Genomic DNA, 19188 nt, shown 5'->3' with positions numbered 1-19188 from the left:
CATTTACCGTTAGGAAAGTTTCCTTTACATTTGGAGCATCCCCCCATGTAAAGGAGCCGCTTCCATGCGAAGGATGCTCACGTTAGTCGCCGTGGTGGTGATCGCCCTCGCCACCACGCTCTTCAACACCACCCCGGCGTTCGCGCACGGGTACGTCAACTCGCCACCGAGCCGGCAGGCCAACTGCGCCCAGGGCAAGGTGCCCAACTGCGGCAACATCATCTACGAGCCGCAGAGCGTGGAGGGGCCGAAGGGCCTGCGGAGCTGCCACGCCAACCTGTCGCAGTTCGCCCAGCTGAGCGACGAGAGCAAGCCGTGGCCGGTGGCGTCGGTGGGCAGCACGGTGACCTTCACCTGGACGTTCACCGCCAGGCACGCCACCAGCACCTACGAGTACTACATCGGCAACACCAGGGTGGCCGTGTTCAGCGGCAACAACCAGCAGCCGCCGGCGACGGTCTCGCACACGGTCAACCTGTCCGGCTACTCCGGCCGCCAGAAGGTCCTGGCGATCTGGAACATCTCCGACACCGCCAACGCCTTCTACTCCTGCATCGACCTGCAGATCGGTGGCGGCGGCAACCCCAACCCGACGCCCACCCCGACCGTCACCGCCACGCCCACCCCGACCCCGACGCCGACGACCACCGCCCCGTCGGGCACGTGGCGGGCCGGGGTCGCGTACGCGGTCGGCACCACGGTGACGTACAACGGCGTGAGCTACCGCTGCATCCAGGCGCACACGTCACTCGCCGGCTGGGAACCGCCGAACGTCCCGGCCCTCTGGCAACGACTCTGACCCCCTGACGCGCAAGGGGCGCCGCTGGGGCGCCCCTTGCGCGTCTGCGCCGCCGATTCCTCAGGCGGTCGGCTTGCACGTGGGATGGCAGAGGCGGCGGGCCAGGGCGGCGAGGAAGACATCGATGATCTCCTCTGGCTCCTGCGCCACATGCAGCGACCCGTTGGTGGCCGCCGCGATCTGCCCGAGACTCCCCCGATCCACATCCGCCCCGAAGGCGATGATGACGATCTGCACGGGCCGATCCGGCTTCCAGTCGCGCCGCAGCACCTCGAGGAGCTGCGACAAGCGGGTGCCCTTGCCGTCGTCCCTGCCCGCCGTGATCACCAGGAGCGTGTTGTTCATGTCCTCCCGGTACTCCCCGGCGACCTCCCGGAACCCGCTGAGAATCGAGTCGTAGAGCGAGCTGTCCCGCCCCGGATGGGCGGTGATCGTGGTGGTCATCTCGCCCAGGCGGCTCCTGCGGATCACCTGACCGCTCTCCGGCTCATTGATCGGCCCGAGCCCGACGCGTTCCTGGTATCCCTTGATCCGCCCCAGTCCGTCCGCGAACTCCCACAACCCCATGTGCGTGGAATCAGGGAAGAGCTGCAGTCCGATCTTGGCCGCGTCCAGTGCCACCCTGACCCGGGTGCTGCCCTTCAGCGGCTCGGCCATGTGCTTGGAGGTGTCGGCCAGCACGAGGATGTTGGTCGGCGGGGCCAGCCTGCTCCAGGCCCGCAGTGCCTCGTCGATGTCCTGCGGCGACACCGACGACCTGGTCTTCGGGGCGGCCGGCGGGATCTGCGGCCCCGGCGAGATCGGCCCCTGGCTGCCGTCGCCCGACCTGAACCCCGCCCGCCGCACGATCTCCTGCGCCCGCGCCCCCTTCAGCCATACGGCGAACGCGGCGGACGCCTCGGCCACCGTGGGGTCGGTGGCGGTGACGACGTACGGGTAGTCGAGGCTGATCGTGCCCTCCCGCGGGTGCAGTGCGACGACCGGGTCGGCGGAGGGGCGCAGGTTGTGGTTCCACACCGACTGCTCCGGGACGATGACCACCGGGCGCTGCCAGAACGAGCGATCGTCGACCGCATCCAGCATGCTGCGGTAGTCGGGCGCGGAGCCGGCCTGCGCCCAGCGGACGAACGCGGTGAGCGCCTTGTCGGCCTCCGGCCCGGTGCCGACGACGTCCCTGGCGGCGGCCACGGTCGCGATGCCCGCCCCGGCCAGCGACGGGTCCGGCACGCGTACGACGTCGGGCTCGTCCGAGGTGGGCGTCAGCCGCCCGCGTACGGTCGAGGGGAAGACCATCCGCCAGTTCATCTCGGTCTTGCCCACGGAGAATCGTTGCGCCAGCGACGAGCGGGTGGCGAACACCAGCGGCGAGGTCGCCACCACGCTCTCCCCCGCCGGCAGCGCGCTCGCGCCCTGCTGGCGGGCCAGCCTGATCCAGGCCGAGGAGTCGGCGATCCAGCCGTCGGGCCGCTCGCTCAGCACACCCGCCCGGTCGCCGATCAGCGTGCGCAGAACGGTGGCCGGCGGCTGCTCGGTCACCTGGACCAGCACGCACCGCCGGCCCGCCGACGTCTTCGTCTCGTTGAACCGCCCGGCGGCCTCCATGACGGCGGGGGCCACGTCGACCGCGGCGGCCACGCTGACCAGAACAGGCTCTCGTGTGGAGCACAGCGTGCCGACGCCGCCGAACACCACGACGACGGCCGCGGCGGCCACGGCCACGGCCGCGAGCCCCGCCAGCATGCCGCGCTGCAGCGCCTTCCTGCGTCGCTGCTCAGGGGGCAGCGCGGCGCGGTGTCGACCCAACCGCACGGTGAACCTCTCTCCAGGGGAGTGACGATTCTCCCAGCGACTCCCACAGTGGGTGCAAGCCGTTATTAGAACATGTTACAACTGGGCGATCGGCAACACCCTCCTGACGCTCTGGCAGACCCCGTCGCTCGCCGCGGACGCCTGGAGTCGTTCGGGGGTCGGGACGCCGTACTCGGTGGTGCGCTGCCTGACCGGCCTGCCGGTGACCTCGACCATCGCGCGCAGCTCACTGATGGTCTTGTACGAGCCGTTCTCCGAGCCGGCCATCCTGCTGATCGTCTCCTCCATCAGCGTGCCGCCGAGGTCGTTCACGCCGCCTTGGAGCACCTGGCGGCACAGGTCGTCGCGGAGCTTCACCCAGGAGCACTGGATGTTGTCGATCGCGCCGTGCAGCAGGATCCTGGCCAACGCGTGCACCGCCCGGTTCTCCTGGTGCGTGGGGCCGGGGCGGGCGACGCCGGCCAGGTAGATGGGGGCGCTGGTGTGCACGAAGGGCAGCAGCACGAACTCCGAGAACCCGCCGGTCTCCTCCTGCAGGCGCCTGATCAGCTTGATGTGCCTGACCCAGTGCAGATGGGTGTCGACGTGGCCGTACATCATGGTGGACGTCGTCGGGATGCCGACCTTGTGCGCGGTCGTGATGACGTCGATCCACTCGTTCGTCGGGAGCTTGCCCTTGGTCAGCACCCAGCGCACGTCGTCGTCGAGGATCTCCGCCGCCGTCCCGGGCAGCGAGTCGACACCGGCCTCCTTCGCCGCCTCCAGCCAGTCCCGGACGGACATGTTCGTCCGGCTCGCCCCGTTGATCACCTCCATCGGCGAGAACGCGTGCACGTGCATGTCCGGCGTCCGCGCCTTCACGGCCCTGGCGATGTCGAAGTACGCGCTGCCGGGCAGGTCGGGGTGGATGCCGCCCTGCATGCACACCTCGGTCGCTCCGGCCTCCCAGGCTTCCTGCGCCCGGTCGGCCACCTGGTCGAGGCTCAGCGTGTACGCGTCGGCGTCGGTGCGGCGCTGCGCGAAGGCGCAGAAGCGGCAGCCGGTGTAGCAGACGTTGGTGAAGTTGATGTTCCTGTTGACGACGTAGGTCACGTCGTCGCCCACGGCCTGCTTCCTGAGGGCGTCGGCAAGGGCCGTCAGCTCGTCGAGCGCCTCGCCGTCCGCGCTGAGCAGCGCGACGGCCTCGTCGTCGGTCAGGCCCGCCGGATCCGTCTCGGCCCGCCGGAGCGCCCGCCACACCTCCCCCGCCACGCCACCCACCGACACAGGGCCCGCCGGGCCGAGGCGATCCTTCAGGGCGTCCCAGTCGCCGTAGACGTGGTCGAAGTCGTCCCGCCGGTCCTGGGCGCGCCCGGAAGTGTCCACCTCGACGTGCAGATCCACGCGCCCCGACGCGGCGAACCCGCCGTCGGGCTCCTGCCAGGGGCGGCCCTCCAGCACGGCGTCCTCCCGCGCCAGCCCGGTGGCCGGATCCGCCAGGGCGGCGACGTGAGCGTGAAGACGAGGGTCCAGCCAGGGCTCCCCGGCCAGCACGTACTCCGGATAGATCGTCAGCCGCTCCCGCAGCAGGAACCCCACCTCCCCCGTACGGGCGGCCAGCTCGTCGATCTGCGGCCAGGGCCGTTCGGGGTTCACGTGGTCGGGGGTCAGCGGCGACACCCCGCCCCAGTCGTCGATCCCGGCCCGGATCATGAGCTCGTACTCGGAGTCCACCAGGTTCGGCGGCGCCTGGAGCCGGACGCGGGGGCCAAGGACGAGGCGGGCCACGGCGATGGTGGCGGCGAGCTCCTGCAGGTCGGCGTCGGGCAGCCCGCGCATGGCGGTGTCCGGCTTGGCGCGGAAGTTCTGGACGATGACCTCCTGGATCCCGCCGTACTCGCGGGCCACCCGCCGGATCGCGAAGATCGACTCGGCCCGGTCCTGGACGGTCTCCCCGATCCCGATCAGGATCCCGCTCGTGAACGGCACGTTGGTCCGCCCGGCGTCCTCCAGGACGCGCATCCGTACCGCCGGGTCCTTGTCGGGCGAGCCGTAGTGCGGCTGCCCCTTCTCCTCGAACAGCCGCCGCGACGTCGTCTCCAGCATCATCCCCATGGACGGCGCGACGGGCTTGAGACGCTGCAGGTCACGCCAGCTCAGCACGCCGGGGTTGAGGTGCGGCAGCAGCCCGGTCTCCTCCAGCACCCTGATCGCCATCGCCCGCACGTATGACAGCGTGTCGTCGTAGCCGTGCGCGTCCAGCCACTCGCGGGCCTGATGCCAGCGGTCCTCGGGCCGGTCCCCCAGCGTGAACAACGCCTCCTTGCACCCCATCGCCGCCCCCTGCTGGGCAATCTCCAGCACCTCGTCCGGGCTCAGGAACGGCGACTCGAGCTTGTGCGGCGCGGTCGCGAACGTGCAGTATCCGCACCGGTCCCGGCACAACCTGGTCAGCGGGATGAACACCTTCCTGCTGTAGGTGATGATCCCGGCCCGGCCGGCCGCGTCCAAGCCGGCATCACGCACGCGGGAGGCGTGTTCCAGGAGTGAGTCGAGGTGGGGCCCACGGGCGTGCAGCAGTACGGTCGCCTCGGCGACATCGAGGCTCTTGCCGTCGCGGGCGCGGGCGAGAGCACGGCGGAGCGCGGAATCACTGACCAGATCCATAAGGGCACAGTACGACGGGCTGAGTTCGCGACCCGCACCTAGGGGCCGGTCAGAAGGACCTGTAGTCCCGGACGGACATCCGCGGCCCGCGTGCGGGCGGGCGCAGTCCCGAGAGAGTGATGAGCAGCGTCGCACGGTGCCGATGCCCCTCGTACGGCTCCAGCAGCCGCAACATCCCGGGATCGTCGGTCTTCTCCCCCGTCAGGGCGTATCCCACAATCTTGGCCAGGTGGAAGTCGCCCACGCTCACGGCGTCGGGGTCTCCCATGGCGCGCTGACGCACCTCGGCGGACGTCCACACCCCGATCCCCGGCAGGGCCCGCAACAGCCGGTCGAGCTCCTGCGTGGTCGTGGCGGCCTCCAGCTTGTCGGCGTGCCAGGCGGCGTTGGCGATGGTCCTGGCGCGGACGGCCTCGGCGCCCGATCGGTGCCAGTGCCAGATCGGGATCTGCCGCCATACGGCCGCCTCGGGGATCACCCACATGCCCTGGGGAGCCGGGCCGGGAGCGGGCTCTCCGTAGCGGCTGAGCAGCCACCGCCACGCCCGCCACGCCTCCCGCCCGACGACCTTCTGCTCCAGCACGGCGGGCACGAGGGCCTCCATGACGCGGCCGGACCGCCCGATCCGCAGCCCCGGATGTCTCCGGGCAACGTCCGCCAGAAGCTCGTGTTTGACGACAAATCCGGAAACGTCGTCGTCGGCCCCCACCAACGCCGGCAGCGTCTCCAGCGCCCACTCCGCCCCCGGGCCCCACGCCTGCCCGTGCACGCATCCGCCCTTGAGGCTCACTCTGAGCGTGCACGGCCCGTCGGGCGTCCTGGAGGTGCGCCACACGGCCCCGTCGGGGGTCTGCCGCCAGGTGGGATCGCCGTTGCCGTGCCTGTGCGGCGACAACGCCAGCCCCACGTCCAGCGGCCCCTCGGGCGCCCACCTGCGCTCCATCACCGATCCAGTCTGCCCCACCCGCTCAGACGTTCGGACCAGGTATGCGATCCTCAGACGTCGCTGGAATAACGCATCGCGCGCTCGGGCAGCTCGATTCCCGGCCAGATGCGCACGCCGTGCTGCAGCTCGTTGCCGGCCCCCACGATGGCCCCATCGCCGATCACCGCGTCCCGCATCACCGTGCCCGCGCACACCCGCGCGCCCTTGCCGACCACGGAGTCCGTCACGGACGCGCCTGCTTCGACAACGCAGTCGTCGATCAGCACCGAGCCGACCACCGACGCCCCGGCCTCGACGACCGCCCGCGCGCCGACCACCGTGCCACCCCGGACCTTGGCCTCCGGCGAAATCCGGGCCCCGGCGAGCGCCAGGTATTCGCCCGTCGGCCCCGGCAGCGCGGGCGAGTGCAGCCGCCCCAGCACCAGGTCGCGCGAGCCCTGCACGAACGCGGCGGGAGTGCCGACGTCGAGCCAGTAGGTGCGGTCGGCATAGCCGAGCACGAGCTGCCCCGACTCGATCAACCCCGGGAACGTCTCCCGCTCCACCGACACGATCTGATCCTTCGGGATCGAGTCGATCACCGACCGGGTGAAGACGTAGCAACCGGCATTGATCCGGTTGGTCACCGGATTGGGAGTCTTCTCCAGGAACGCCGTGACCCGCCCGCTCTCGTCGGTCGGCACGCACCCGAATCGCGTGGGATCGTCCACCTCAGTCAAATGGAGCGTGACAGCGGCCCGCTGTGCGAGGTGCATGCGCAATTGGTGCTCGATGTCGTGTCCGGACAGGATGTCCCCGTTCAGAATGAGCACGGGGTCGTCCGGGCCGGAGGTGAGCGCCTCGGCGGCGTTGCGGATCGCCCCGCCGGTGCCGAGCGGGGTCTCCTCCGTGATGTATTCAAGCGAGAGCCCGAATGCCGCCCCGTCACCGAAGACCGGCTCGAACATGGACGCCTTGTAAGAAGTCGCGAACACGATCCGGCTTACGCCGAACGATCGCGCCCGGGCCAACTGGTGGGCCAGGAAAGGCACTCCGGCAGTGGGCAGCAGTGGCTTCGGCGTGCCCAGTGTCAGCGGACGCAGGCGCGTGCCCTGCCCCCCGACCAGGAGGATCGCCTCGAGGTCTGGCAAAGAGCTCTCCATCACTCCGTGAGATTATCGGACTATTCGATGGCGCGTTGATAAGAGCTGAGATGCGCCTCGGCCGAGGCGTCCCACGTGAATTCACGTGCTCTGGCCAGCCCCGCCTCCTGCAGCTGCTTTCTCCGTTCTGCGGAGGCGAGCAACTCCCCGAGTGCCGCGGCGATGCTGTCCGCGTCCGGCTCAGTGTAGGCCACCGCGTCCCCGCCCACCTCGGGCAGCGAGGTGCGGTGTGTCGTCAGCACGGGCGCGCCGCAGGCCATGGCCTCGAGCACGGGCAGCCCGAACCCCTCGCCGCGCGAGGGGAAGGCCACTACGAGCGCCCCGCCGAGGAACCCGGACAGGTCGGGCGCCCGCAGGTAGCCGGGTCGCACGACCCTGACCGTGGCCTCGACCTCCCGGCAGGCGGCGTCGACGTCGTCCTCATGCACGCCGCCGCCGAGCACCAGCGCGGGCGGCTTCTCCAGCCGCTTGACGGCGGCCGCGAACCCGCGGATGAGGTTCGGAACGTTCTTACGCGGATCCAGATTGCCGAGGAACGCCACATACGGCTGGCCGTGCAGCCCGCACCGCATCGCGGCCCGGCGGATCTCGTCCTCGCTCGGCGGGTGGAACTGCGCCAGGTCGACGCCGTGGTAGGCGACGTCGATGCGGGTCGGGTCGGCTGCCAGCACGCGGACGAGCTCGTCACGCGTCGCCTTGGACGGCACGATCACCCGCTGAGCATGGCGTACGGCGGTGCGGGTGGCCGAGCGGAAGAACGACGCCCGCGGGCTGTGCTGGTCGGGCTCGGTGAACCACGTGGCGTCGTGCACCGTCACGACGGTCGGCAGACCAGAGCTGAGCGGGATGGAGTAGTAGGGGGCGTGGATGACGTCGGCCCCGGCCTGGCGGGCGAGCAACGGCAGCCCGGTCTGCTCCCAGGCGAGCCTGGCGGCCCTGTTGGTGATCGCGACGGGTCCGGAAAGCACATCGGCGGAGGGCGCCAGCCGCCGATATCGATCCGCTTCGGCCCGCTGGCATACGACGGCGAGGTCGGCGCCGGCCCGATGGAGGGCCGCCACAAGCCCATCCACATATCTGATCAACGCACCGCGGTCCGCGGGGACGGCCGCCGCATCGACGAGCACACGAGGCATACGTAGATCTTCTCCCCTCAAGATCAACGTGGGACTGGACGTCCCCCTCTAAAGTTCAGCTTATGACCAGCCTCCCCTAAAAGGTGCGTCAAATCACACCGAGTCCCGACGCGCCGCAATTCCCGCCAGGCCGGCGCAGATCAGGTCCCCTAGGACGATGACGATCCGGGAGGAGAGGGCGACCGCAATGGCGGAGCCGCGGTCGAGGTGAGGGGCCATCACCGCGACCATGGCGACCTCCCGCACGCCCGCGCCCGCCGGGACCACGAAGGTCATGATGCCCAGGCACCACGACAACGCGAAGGCGCCAACGGCGAACAGCAGGCCGCCTTGCGGGGCGATCAAGTAAAGGTGCACGCCGTAGGCCGTCCAGCCGGCCAGCGCCCAGCCGAGCGCGGTCAGCATGCCGCGCCGGGTGAGCGGGCGCTCGAGCGGCTCCCGCTTGAGCCGCCGCAGCCCGAACGCGATCAGGGCGTTGATGACCTTGGGCTCGAGCAGGACCAGCAGCAGCGGGATGAGCAGCAGCAGCCAGCCGTATCGGTCCCAGCCGAGCGTGCCGAGCGTGACCAGCAGTCCGGTGGCGAGCTGGATGGGCATCATCAGGAAGAACGCCGCCGCGCTGCGTGAGCGCGGCACGCCGAGGTCGCGGCCCATCTCCATCTGGGCGAGCACGGGCCAGACGGCGCCGGGGATGTATTTGCCGAGCTGGCCCACGAAGAACACCTTGGCCGCGGGCCTGAGCGGCAGCGGCGAGCCGAGGTCGGCCAGCAGGGTGCGCCAGGTCAGCATAGCCCCGAGCAGCGCGACGACCACGGCGGCCAGCGACCCGGCCAGCGCGGCCCAGGACAGCCGGGCGAACCCGGCGATCACCGCGTCCCACTGCGACGCCACGGCCCACCCGCCGAACCCGAGCGCGACGAGCAGGAACCCGAACCGAACGAGCTTCTTCGCCAGTGACCGGCCGGGGCGAGACGGCTTCACCGCGCCCTCGTCGGCGGAACCGCCGGCAAGAGCCGCCTCACGGGGATGCTCGCTCACAGCGGGCGCACCCGCTCAGGCGCCTGCGGCAGCGCCGCGCCCACGGGGCGCTTCGGGGTCTTGGTGGCCACCCACAGGTATGTCGGCACGACCGGCAGCAGCAGCCTGAGCACCGCGCGCGGCATCCTGGCCAGCGCGGCCTTCACCACTTTCCCCGGCAGGCCGGGGAACAGCTCGCCGCCGGCGAACCGGGTCGGCGTGGCGAGCACGGGGAAGGTGTAGTCCCACACGTGGAAGGCCCTGAGCATCTTCCGCAGCCCGCGCCGCGTCCTGAACCGCTCGTAGTAATGATCGGCCCGCCCGAACGCCCGCACGTACCGATCGGCGAGCGCCGGAGGCAGGTAGGACAGGAAGGGCAGCTTGTAGTGCGGCTCCATCACCCCGAGCCGGTTGCCCAGCCCCAGGTAGAGCACCCCGTCGTCGGAGAGCACCCGGTGCATCTCGGCCACCACCGCGTCCGGGTCGACGACGTGCTCGTAAATGTGGTTGAACACCAGCACGTCGATCGACCTGTCGGGGAACGGCAGCGCCGTGCCGTCACCGCACACGAACGCCACCCGCTCGCCGAACCGGTCGGCCGCCTTGCGCAGCCCCGGCACGTCGATGTCGATGCCCAGCGTGTGCCCGGCCCCGGCCTGCGCCAGCTCGTCGGCGATGAAACCGGCCGAGCATCCCACATCACCCACGGTCAGCCCGCCGAGCGGCCCGCGGAAGTGCTCCAGCACAGCGATGATCTTCGCTGCCTTCCGCCGCCGTTTCTCCTCGTCGAGCATGGCGGACTGGAACTGCGAGTATTCGAGCTGCGCGAGCCGTTGCTTCCCCACGGAGCCCCACAGTACCCATCTCGCCGCCAACCCGCTTTGGTACGGTGGCCGACCTGGCATGAGAAGGACGTACGGGGGCGAAGTGGCGCTGTTCGACAAGATCCGCGGCGAATTCATCGACATCGTCGAATGGCTGGACGACAGCAGGGACACCCTGGTCTGGCGTTTCCCCCGCTACGAGAACGAGATCAAGATGGGCGCCCGGCTCGTGGTCCGCGAGTCGCAGGTCGCGGTCTTCGTCAACGAGGGCGAGATCGCCGACGCGTTCGCGCCGGGCACGTACACACTGGAGACCCGGAACCTGCCGATCCTGTCCACGTTGAAGGGCTGGAAGTACGGCTTCCAGTCGCCGTTCAAGGCCGAGGTGTACTTCGTCAGCACCCGCCAGTTCGCCGACTTCAAGTGGGGCACGCAGAACCCGGTCATGGTGCGGGACGCCGAGTTCGGGCCGGTGCGGCTGCGGGCGTTCGGCGCGTACTCGGCCCGGGTCACGGACGCGCGTGCGCTCCTGCGGGAGCTGGCGGGAACCGATCAGCAGTTCCGCACCGAAGAGGTGGAGGGCTACCTGCGCCAGATGGTCGTGGGCCGGCTCGCCCACGCGCTCGGCACGGCCGGCGTGCCGGTGCTCGACCTCGCCGCCAACCAGCACGAGATGGGGCGGCGGCTGGCAGAGGTCCTGACGGCCGACCTGGCCGGGGTGGGGATCGCGATCCCGACCTTCACGATCGAGAACATCTCGCTGCCCGAGGAGGTGGAGCGGGCGCTGGACAAGCGCTCGCAGATGGGCATCGTCGGTGACCTCGGGGACTACGCGCGCTTCCAGGCCGCGAACGCGCTGGAGAACGCCGGCGGCGCCGCCGAAGGCATGGGCCTGGGCATGGGCATCGCCGCCGGCCAGCACATGGCCGCCTCCCTCGCCCCGCAACCCCAGCCCGGCCAGCCACCCACCGCCCAGTACTCCCAGCCCGGCCAAGCACCCACCGCCCAGCATCCCCAGGGACCCCCGCCACTCCCCCAGTGGTACCTCGGCATCGGCGGGGAGCGACGCGGGCCGTTCGACGAGGCCGCACTGCCCGCCGCCGGCCTGACCCCGGACGTGCTGGTCTGGAGGTCCGGGATGCCGCAATGGGCGCCCGCCCGTGACGTGCCCGAGCTGGCCGCCCTGCTGCATGACACGCCGCCACCGTTGCCGCCTGCCTGAACACGCCCGAGAGGACCCCCGTGACCACCACCACTCCGGCGCACCCGTGCGCGGGCTGCGGCGCGAGCGTGGCCTTCGCCCCCGGCACGACGACCCTCCAGTGCCCGTACTGCGGCCTGCGGCAGGGCATCGCCCCACCCACCCGCGACGTACGCGAGCACTCCTACGACGCCTTCCTGGCCAAGCCCCGCGTCCACACCCTCGCATCCCGCCAGTTCACCTGCCCGGGCTGCGCCGCCCGCACGGAGAGCGACGCGATCTCCAAGGCGTGCCAGTTCTGCGGCGCCGCCCTGGTGGCCGACACGGCGAACGACACCCAGATCGCTCCCGAGGCCGTGCTCCCGTTCGGCCTGGACCGGGGCGGCGCCAGGAACGCCCTGCGCGGCTGGGTGAAGACCCGCTGGTTCGCCCCGAACCGCCTCAAGAAGGTCAGCGAGGCGGAGACCATGAAGAGCACGTACCTGCCGCACTGGACGTTCGACGCGCACACGGTCTCGGACTACGTCGGCCAGCGCGGCGAGCACTATTGGGTCACCAAGCGCCATAACGGCACGACCCGCCGCGAGAGGCGCACCCGCTGGTACCCGGCCGGCGGCAGGGTGGCGCGTGCCTTCGACGACGTCGTGGTCGCCGCCACGACGCAGGCGCCCAAGGAGCGGCTGGACAAGCTCCAGCCCTGGCCGCTGCAGCAGGCGGTCCCGTTCGACCCGGGCTACGTGGCCGGGCACCACACCCTGCGCTACGACACCGAGCCGCAGACCGGCCTGGAGCAGGCCAAGACCGTCATGGCGGGGGTCATCCACGACGACTGCCGCCGCGACATCGGCGGCGACGTGCAGCGTGTCTCCTCGGTCGACACGAGCTACTCGCACGTCGCGTTCAAGCTGGTGCTGCTGCCGGTGTGGATCGGGAACTACGTGTACGGCGGCAAGACGTACCAAGTGCTGATCAACGGCGTGAACGGCGAGGTCCAGGGCGACCGGCCGTACAGCGCACTCAAGATCGCTCTGGCGGTGCTCGCCGCGGTGGCGCTCGTCGGGCTTGTCGTCTGGCTTTACCTGGCGAACCGCGCGTAGCCTGAGCGAATGCTCCGTCGGCTGCTGCGCATCGTCCTCGCCCTGATCGCGGTCGGATTCCTCGGCTACGGCCTGGCGCGCAACTGGGAGGAGACCACCGCCGCCGTGGCGGCGATGTCTCCGTGGGCGGTGCTCGGGGCCTTCCTCGCGGTGCTGGTCGGCCAGTTCTGCATGCTGGTGGCCTGGCGGGAGATCCTGGCGGGGCTGGGCACGTGGGTGCCGCTGCGGATCGCCGGGCGGATCATGTTCGTGGGCCAGCTGGGCAAATACATCCCGGGCGCGGTGTGGGCGTACGCGGCGATGATGGACCTGGGCCGTGATCATGGGAGCCCGCCGCGGCGCACGTTCGCGACGATCTCGCTCGGCCTGGTGATCAACATCGGGGTGGCGATCTCGATCGCGGCGGCCACCCTGTGGACGCTGGACGCGGTGCGGCAGGCCTGGTATCTGGCGCTGCTCGTGCCGGTGATCGCCGTGTGCCTGCACCCGAAGGTGCTCACCTGGGGCCTCAACCTGGCGCTGCGCATCGCCCGCAAGGAGCCGCTGGAGAGCGTGCTGCCCGGCCGGACCGTGGTCGTCGCGGTGGCGTGGACCGCGCTCGGCTGGTTCGTCTACGGCATCCACATCTGGCTGCTCAGCGGACGCGCGGACCTCTACATCATCGCGACCGGGGCCTACGCGTTCGCCTGGGCGACCGGCATCCTCACCGTCGTGGTGCCGGCGGGCGTCGGGATCAGGGAGGGCGCGCTGGTGCTCGTGCTCGGGCCGGTCATCGGCACCGCGCCCGCGCTGGCCGTGGCGATCGTGTCGCGGCTGGCGTTCACGCTGGCAGACGCGACGGCCGCGGGCGTTTCCTTCCTGCTCGGCCGTCAGGTGCCCAGGAGTGTCCCCGCGTACGCGGCCCAGAACGGCTCGGGATCGACGGCCTTGACCCCCGACCGCAACCTCTCGGGCTCCCCCGAGGCGTAGAACCGCTCAAGAGTCTCCCGCAGCGCGCCGGCGTCGCCGGGCTCGACGAGCAGCCCGTCCACGCCGTCGGTGACGTGGTCGGCCAGGGCCCCCACCCGGGTGGCGATCACGGGGACGCCGTGCTCGTGGGCGAGCCAGACGTTCTGGCTCGCGGTCGCGCTCCGGTAGGGCAGCACGAGCGCGTCGGCCGCGGCGAACAGCTTGGGCACGTCCTCGGCCGCCACGTAGCCGGGCCGGAGCTCCACCCGCTCCCCGAGGCCCAGCTCGTCGATCAGCGCCTTCGTCTCGTCGAGCCCGCCCCAGAACTCACCTGCCACGGTCAGCGAGACGCCCTCGGGCAACGCCCTGAGCAGCAGGTCCAGCCCCTTGTACGGGCGGACCATGCCGAAGAACAACAACCGGCGGTGCACCTGCGAGGACCGTTCGGCCGTGGTGGACGGCAGGTGCGGGGGCAGCGCCGCCACGCTGACCGGCTTGCCCGTCAGCCCCCGGGCCAGACCGGCCTGCTGCTCGGAGTGGGCGAGCACGCCGTCGACCCGCTTGAGCAGGGCCTTCATCAGCGGCTCGTCGTAGGGCTTCGGCTCATGCGGCAGGACGTTATGGCAGAGGGCAATCGTCCTGACTTTTCGCGAAATCCCGTACAAGATCCCCAGGTACGCGGGGACCTGCACCGGGCTCAGCACGGCCAGCACCACCAGGTCGGCCGACCGCAGCCGCCGCCCGGCCGCCACCCACCCGTCCGGCCGCCGCCAGTCGAGCCTGCGCACGGTCTCCGGATAGGGCGTGCCCTCGGGGGTGGAGATCGTCTGCTGTCCCGGGTAGAGGAACGACGGATATTGCGCCCGCCACGACTCGATCACCACATCGTGCCCGAGCGCCGACAGCCGGTGCGCCAGCTCCGTGGTGTGCTGCGCCCCGCCGCCCTTGTACGGATAGGTCGGCCCGACGATCGCGATCCGCACGAGCCTATTCTCCCCGCGAGCGCACGATCAGGTCGGCCAGCAGCGCCACGGACCCGATCAGCATCCCGGACAGGAAGATCATGACGGTGTTGGCCGGGAAATAGAACGGGTGCTGGACCATGTCCCAGACACCCTTCACGAACCCGATGCCGACCAGCCACAAAGCGGGCGGCATCAGCACCTTGAGCGGGTTGAAGTACATGATCATCCGCAGTACCTGCAGGATGTAGCGGTAGGCGTCGGACACGAAGCTGAACTTCGACGTGCCGGCCCGCTTGGCGTAGTCGATCGGCAGGTAGTAGATGTCGTGCTGGTTGGACAGGAACGACAGCGTGATCGTCGTCACGCACGAGAACCCGGGAGGCAGCAGCCGCAGATAGGGCTTGGCCACCGACTTGCGGAAGGCCCGCAGCCCCGAGTTGAGGTCGGGGATCTTCTGACCGGCCAGCATCTCCGCGACCTTGCGGATCACGAACTTGGCGGGCACCCGCAGCAGCTTGTGCGAGCCCTCCTCGGTGGTGCGCGCGCCGACCACCTGGTCGATCGTCGGATCCTTCTCCAGGATCTGCACCAGCTCGGGGATGCGCTCGTTGGGGTAGGTCATGTCGGCGTCGGTCCAGACCACGATCTGGCCCTTGGCGTCCTGCGACCCGATGCGCCGCACGGTGCCGGAACCGCCGTTGCGATGGAAGGCGCGCACGCGCAGATGCGGATAGCTCGGCGCGGCCTCCTGCAACCTGGCCAGCGTCAGGTCGGTGGAACAGTCGTCGATGGCCAGGAGCTCATAGGTGTAGCCGCTCGAGTCCATGGCCCTCGTGATGCGCTCGACTTCGTCGATGACGTGATCCTGCTCGTTGTAGCAGGGAAGGACGATGGTGACGTAGGGCGCTTCTTCCACGGCAGGTCCACTCTTGGGGGTCTCAGGCGTGCTCACGGGGCTCGAGGTTACTGTGCCCACCTTAAGGCCAGGTCCACATCAGGCCGATCTCTTCACCGAGCCACGGCCATCCACACGTTGATCTCCATTGACCACGTCCCGTTAGGGGCGTCGGTGAGCGACCGCTCGTCCTGGAGCGTGACCAGCGCCATCACATGATCAGCCGGCCCGTACGGCGCGACCTGCCCGGGCGCGGCGGCCAGCACGACCGGGACGCGGCCGGCCGCGCGAACCCGCTCGATCAGGCGGCGCACCTCGGCGTCGGGCGCGGTCTCCGCCCCGGCCCCCCGTTTCACCTCCGCCGCCGGCCGGTCGCACATCCCGCGGACGAGCTGAGTGAATCGGTCGCCGGTGACCCTCTCCACGACCAGCACGGACGCGTCGGGCGGGATCTTGGCGCACATCGCCTCGACCGCCGCCGCCTCCCCCCGCTCGACCGGAGTGAACGCGGTGCCGATCGAGGTCACTACGGGCGGCACGAGCACGACCAGGACGGCCGCCGCCGTCACCCACCAGCGCCTGGTGCCCAGGCGGCTCAGCGCGTACGCGGCGAGCAGGATCAACCCCGGGATCACGATGGGGACCAGGCGGCGGGCCGCCCACGGGTGGTCGGGGGTGATCTCGGGGCGGAGCAGCGTGGTCACGGTGGTCCAGCCGATGACCGCGAGCGGCAGCAGCCAGTCGAAGGGCGTGCCGTCACGCAGCAGCCTGCGGACGAGCACGGCCGCCGCGATCGTGGCCAGCACCACCACGGGGAGGCCGACGTACCAGATCACCCAGTGCAGGGAGTTTTCGAAGTAGAGCAGCCGGCCGTCCACGGGCATGACGTTGGCCCGCTGGATCGACTCGATCATCGCGAACGTGCGCCGGTCTTCCGGCGTGACCGGGTCGCGGGTGACGGTCTGCAGCCACGGGCGCACGTACAGGGCGGCCATGAGCAGCACCACCAGCCCGGCCCCCACCGCGGGCGCCCACCTGGGCAGCCGGATCCTGGACAGCATCGGCGCGGCGGCGGTGCCGGCCAGGGTGAGCAGGAGGACCCCGCCGCAGATGAACAGCAGCGGCCTGACCGAGCTCGACAGGTACGACAAGTAAGGCCGGGCCAGCAGGTACGCCGCCAACATCCCGAGCCCGGCACCGGCCACCAGCCCGGCCGCCAGCGGCAGCCCCAGCGCCCCATACGGCCTGGCGGAGCCCGCGGGACGCGAGCGCCGCATCGCGATCAGCAACCCCGCGAACGCGAGCACCGGCAGCACGTCCCGCAGCCCGTCGACCCTGACCAGCACGGCCAGCCCGAACACCAGCCCCGCCAGCAGCCCCCGGCCCCAGCCGGGCCGCCCGAGCGCGTCGTGCGCCAGTGCCAGCCCGCCGAACAGCAGGATCAGCGACGGGATCTCGCTGAACGTGGTCCGCGAGGTGTAGAGGATCGGCATGCTCACCGCGAAGGTCAGTGCCGCGAGCACCGCCCATCGGGCCCCGGCCAGCCGCGCCACCACTCCGGCCACCGTGAGCACGGCCAGCCCGCCCAGCACGGCCGGCACCGCGAACGGCACGCCGAGCCAGTGGCCGAGCGCGAACATCATCGGCGCTCCCGGCATGAACTGCGGCGCCACCCCTCCATCCACGCCGTAGAACCCGACGCCCTCGAAGAGCAGCCAAGAATCGGCCCCGCCGAACGCCTCCGGCTGGACGGATATGGGCAGCGCGCCGTGGCCGGCGATCCAGGCGGCGTACTGCGCGTAGGTGGCCGGGTCGCGCCTGACGATCAACTGCTCGCTGTGCATGACCCCGTTGAAGACGGCCGACGCCGCCGCGACCGCCACCACCCCGACGACCTGCCAGACCGTGGCCTCGACCACCTTGCCGGCCTGTCGCGTCCCCGCCCAGCACAGCAGGGCGGCGGCGGGCACGCCGAGCAGCAGCGTGGGCAGCGGCGCGAACCGGCCGAGCAGCAGCAGCGGCAGCCCGGCCAGCAGCCAGCCCGCCACGGCGAGCGCGGGCGCCACCGAGAGCGCGGCGAGCACCCGGCCGGGTCGATCGAGTTCCATCGGAGAGCGAGCGTACCCAGTGCACGTGTGCGCCATCACATGGCGGCCGCTCATGGCGCGGGTGTCGTGTGACGGCCGGTAGCGTACGCGACGTGCCGGACAAGCAGGAGGATGGGCGGGTGACGTCGGTGGTTCGCGCGGCCGAGCCCGCGCTGAGCGGCCGGTGGGCCGGTGTGGCCCGACGGCACCGATGGTTCCTCGTGGTGCTCGCCCTCGGCACGCTGCTGCGCGCCCTGGCCATGCTGGGCTACCGCCCGGCCCTGTGGTTTCCCGACACCTACACCTACATCGTCACCGTCTTCAAGCCGCGCCCCGACCTGGTGCGCCCGGCCGGCTACTCGATGTTCATCAAGCTGCTGGAGCCGTTCCATTCCTTCGCCGCGGTGGCGGCGGTCCAGCATCTGCTCGGTCTGGCCACCGGCGTGCTCATCTACCGGGTTGCCAGAAAGGCCCCCCGGTGGGCGGCGACGCTGGCCACGGTGCCCGTGCTGCTCGACGCCTACCAGGTCGAGCTGGAGCACCTGCTGGTGTCCGACACCTTGTTCATGTTCCTGGTCGTCTCCGCCGTGGCGCTGTGCACGACGCGCCGGACGAGCACGGTCGCCGTCACCGGGCTGCTGCTGGCCGCCGCCACGCTGACCAGGACCGTCGGCCAGCCGCTCATCGCGGTGTTCGCCGCCTGGTTCCTGCTGCGCAGGCAGGTGGGGCACACCGGGGTGCTGCTGCGCAGGCGGGTGGGGCACGCCGGGATGCTGCTGGCGGCCGCCCTGGTGCCGCTCGTCGCCTACGGCGCCTGGTTCTACGCCACCTACCAGCGGGTCGGCCTCATCGGCGCGAACGGCGCCTTCCTGTACGCAAGGACGATGTCGTTCGCCGACTGCGCCAGGATGGACCCGCCTCCGGACCTGAAGGTCCTGTGCGACCCGCGCCCGCCCGAGCAGCGTCCGCCGTCCCAGGAGTACATCTGGGCCAAGGACGCGCCTCTGGTGCGGCTGCCTGGCATCACGTTCACGAAGGAGACCGACGACCTGGCGGCCAGGTTCGCGACCCTGGCGATCGTCAAGCAGCCGCTCGACTACGCCGCCTCCGTGCTGACCGAGCTCGGCCGCACGTTCCGGTGGGACCGCCCGGTCTATCCGGACCAGGAGATCTACGCTTATTACCAGTTTCCCGTGACGCCACCGGGACCACCTGGACGTTATCCCGCGCAGGTCGGCGCCGAGTATGCCAAGCTCTATGAGCAAGGTGCGATCGGCACGGAGATCGTCGAGCCCTATGCCGGATGGCTGAGGGCCTACCAGAGCATGGTGCGGCTGCCCGGCCCGCTGCTCCTGGGGGTCCTCCTGGTGCCTCCCATAGCGGCCATCGCCGAGCTCCGGCGCAGGCGAAAGGCAGGGCGCCTCGCGGGAGCTCCGTCCTGGCCGGTGCCGTGGTCGGTGGCCATTGTGTTGCTGATCACACCGGCCGCCGCGGCGGAGTTCGACTATCGCTACGTGTTGCCGGCCGTACCTCTGGCCTGTCTTGCCGCGGCCCTGAGCATCAGGCCTGACCTGCGAAATCAGTCAGGAAGCCAGAAAGAGTTCAGCGAATGATATTCCACCTCATGTCCGGCTCTGAGTATGCTTGCCCGCGGAAACATCACGCCCGGGTCACGG

Annotated in this window: 15 protein-coding genes; 5 read left to right on the top strand and 10 right to left on the bottom strand. The window is 70.6% G+C overall.

Annotation, left to right across the window (positions count from 1 at the left end; translation table 11 throughout):
* Positions 1–64: 64 nt before the first annotated feature.
* The gene (locus ACTWQA_RS09410; RefSeq protein WP_443158880.1) at positions 65–799 is read left to right on the top strand and encodes a lytic polysaccharide monooxygenase; all 735 of its coding nucleotides are present in this window, start codon (positions 65–67) and stop codon (positions 797–799) included.
* Between the two features lie 60 nt (positions 800–859).
* Here the strand turns inward: ACTWQA_RS09410 and ACTWQA_RS09405 are convergent, their stop codons facing one another.
* The 7 genes from ACTWQA_RS09405 to ACTWQA_RS09375 form a co-directional block, all read right to left on the bottom strand.
* Positions 860–2608, bottom strand: coding sequence for a substrate-binding and VWA domain-containing protein (locus ACTWQA_RS09405; protein WP_443158879.1), 1749 nt, complete (start codon positions 2606–2608; stop codon positions 860–862).
* Positions 2609–2683: 75 nt separating this feature from the next.
* Entirely contained in the window at positions 2684–5254 is a 2571-nt protein-coding gene (locus tag ACTWQA_RS09400; RefSeq protein WP_443158878.1) for a bifunctional FO biosynthesis protein CofGH, read from the bottom strand.
* A gap of 49 nt (positions 5255–5303) precedes the next feature.
* On the bottom strand, positions 5304–6197 hold the full coding sequence (locus ACTWQA_RS09395) for a DNA-3-methyladenine glycosylase family protein (RefSeq protein ID WP_443159022.1): 894 nt from the start codon (positions 6195–6197) through the stop codon (positions 5304–5306).
* Positions 6198–6250: 53 nt separating this feature from the next.
* On the bottom strand, positions 6251–7330 hold the full coding sequence (locus tag ACTWQA_RS09390) for a sugar phosphate nucleotidyltransferase (RefSeq protein ID WP_443158877.1): 1080 nt from the start codon (positions 7328–7330) through the stop codon (positions 6251–6253).
* Between the two features lie 32 nt (positions 7331–7362).
* On the bottom strand, positions 7363–8478 hold the full coding sequence (locus tag ACTWQA_RS09385; protein ID WP_443158876.1) for a glycosyltransferase family 4 protein: 1116 nt from the start codon (positions 8476–8478) through the stop codon (positions 7363–7365).
* 93 nt (positions 8479–8571) lie between these two features.
* Positions 8572–9516 (bottom strand): lysylphosphatidylglycerol synthase domain-containing protein, encoded by a 945-nt coding sequence (locus tag ACTWQA_RS09380; RefSeq protein WP_443158875.1) that lies wholly within the window; start codon positions 9514–9516, stop codon positions 8572–8574.
* Positions 9513–10340 (bottom strand): class I SAM-dependent methyltransferase, encoded by an 828-nt coding sequence (locus ACTWQA_RS09375; RefSeq protein WP_305920325.1) that lies wholly within the window; start codon positions 10338–10340, stop codon positions 9513–9515. The genes ACTWQA_RS09380 and ACTWQA_RS09375 overlap by 4 nt, the downstream gene beginning before the upstream one ends.
* Before the next feature lie 58 nt (positions 10341–10398).
* Here ACTWQA_RS09375 and ACTWQA_RS09370 point away from each other — a divergent pair, with 58 nt between their 5' ends.
* Genes ACTWQA_RS09370 through ACTWQA_RS09360 form a run of 3 tightly spaced genes read left to right on the top strand, consistent with a single transcriptional unit; the run spans position 10399 to position 13586 of the window.
* Positions 10399–11541, top strand: a complete 1143-nt coding sequence (locus tag ACTWQA_RS09370) for an SPFH domain-containing protein (RefSeq protein ID WP_443158874.1) — start codon at positions 10399–10401, stop codon at positions 11539–11541.
* A 20-nt stretch (positions 11542–11561) separates the two neighbouring features.
* The gene (locus ACTWQA_RS09365; protein WP_443158873.1) at positions 11562–12617 is read left to right on the top strand and encodes a hypothetical protein; all 1056 of its coding nucleotides are present in this window, start codon (positions 11562–11564) and stop codon (positions 12615–12617) included.
* Between the two features lie 9 nt (positions 12618–12626).
* Entirely contained in the window at positions 12627–13586 is a 960-nt protein-coding gene (locus ACTWQA_RS09360; protein WP_443158872.1) for a lysylphosphatidylglycerol synthase domain-containing protein, read from the top strand.
* On the opposite strand, the gene ACTWQA_RS09355 is transcribed toward ACTWQA_RS09360, so the two are convergent.
* From ACTWQA_RS09355 to ACTWQA_RS09345, 3 genes are read right to left on the bottom strand one after another with little or no spacing between them, the layout of a single operon-like run.
* The gene (locus tag ACTWQA_RS09355; RefSeq protein ID WP_443158871.1) at positions 13487–14548 is read right to left on the bottom strand and encodes a glycosyltransferase family 4 protein; all 1062 of its coding nucleotides are present in this window, start codon (positions 14546–14548) and stop codon (positions 13487–13489) included. The genes ACTWQA_RS09360 and ACTWQA_RS09355 overlap by 100 nt on opposite strands.
* Before the next feature lie 4 nt (positions 14549–14552).
* Entirely contained in the window at positions 14553–15482 is a 930-nt protein-coding gene (locus tag ACTWQA_RS09350; protein ID WP_305920321.1) for a glycosyltransferase family 2 protein, read from the bottom strand.
* Between the two features lie 56 nt (positions 15483–15538).
* On the bottom strand, positions 15539–17533 hold the full coding sequence (locus tag ACTWQA_RS09345; protein WP_443158870.1) for a glycosyltransferase family 39 protein: 1995 nt from the start codon (positions 17531–17533) through the stop codon (positions 15539–15541).
* Positions 17534–17625: 92 nt separating this feature from the next.
* Here ACTWQA_RS09345 and ACTWQA_RS09340 point away from each other — a divergent pair, with 92 nt between their 5' ends.
* Positions 17626–19125 (top strand): hypothetical protein, encoded by a 1500-nt coding sequence (locus ACTWQA_RS09340; RefSeq protein WP_443158869.1) that lies wholly within the window; start codon positions 17626–17628, stop codon positions 19123–19125.
* Positions 19126–19188: the final 63 nt, after the last annotated feature.

Origin of the sequence: Nonomuraea sp. 10N515B, assembly GCF_052245915.1 — a bacterium.
Taxonomy (GTDB): Bacteria; Actinomycetota; Actinomycetes; order Streptosporangiales; family Streptosporangiaceae; genus Nonomuraea.
Note: the sequence above shows the minus strand (reverse complement) of the source record. Positions and strands in the feature narration are given on the sequence as shown.

Bases quoted from the DNA above. Each gene is read 5' to 3' on its own strand.
- ACTWQA_RS09410 (WP_443158880.1), top strand. From the start codon at position 65: ATGCGAAGGATGCTCACGTTAGTCGCCGTGGTGGTGATCGCCCTCGCC.
- ACTWQA_RS09400 (WP_443158878.1), bottom strand. From the start codon at position 5,254: ATGGATCTGGTCAGTGATTCCGCGCTCCGCCGTGCTCTCGCCCGCGCC.
- ACTWQA_RS09395 (WP_443159022.1), bottom strand. From the start codon at position 6,197: ATGGAGCGCAGGTGGGCGCCCGAGGGGCCGCTGGACGTGGGGCTGGCG.
- ACTWQA_RS09385 (WP_443158876.1), bottom strand. From the start codon at position 8,478: ATGCCTCGTGTGCTCGTCGATGCGGCGGCCGTCCCCGCGGACCGCGGT.
- ACTWQA_RS09370 (WP_443158874.1), top strand. From the start codon at position 10,399: ATGAGAAGGACGTACGGGGGCGAAGTGGCGCTGTTCGACAAGATCCGC.
- ACTWQA_RS09360 (WP_443158872.1), top strand. From the start codon at position 12,627: ATGCTCCGTCGGCTGCTGCGCATCGTCCTCGCCCTGATCGCGGTCGGA.
- ACTWQA_RS09345 (WP_443158870.1), bottom strand. From the start codon at position 17,533: ATGGAACTCGATCGACCCGGCCGGGTGCTCGCCGCGCTCTCGGTGGCG.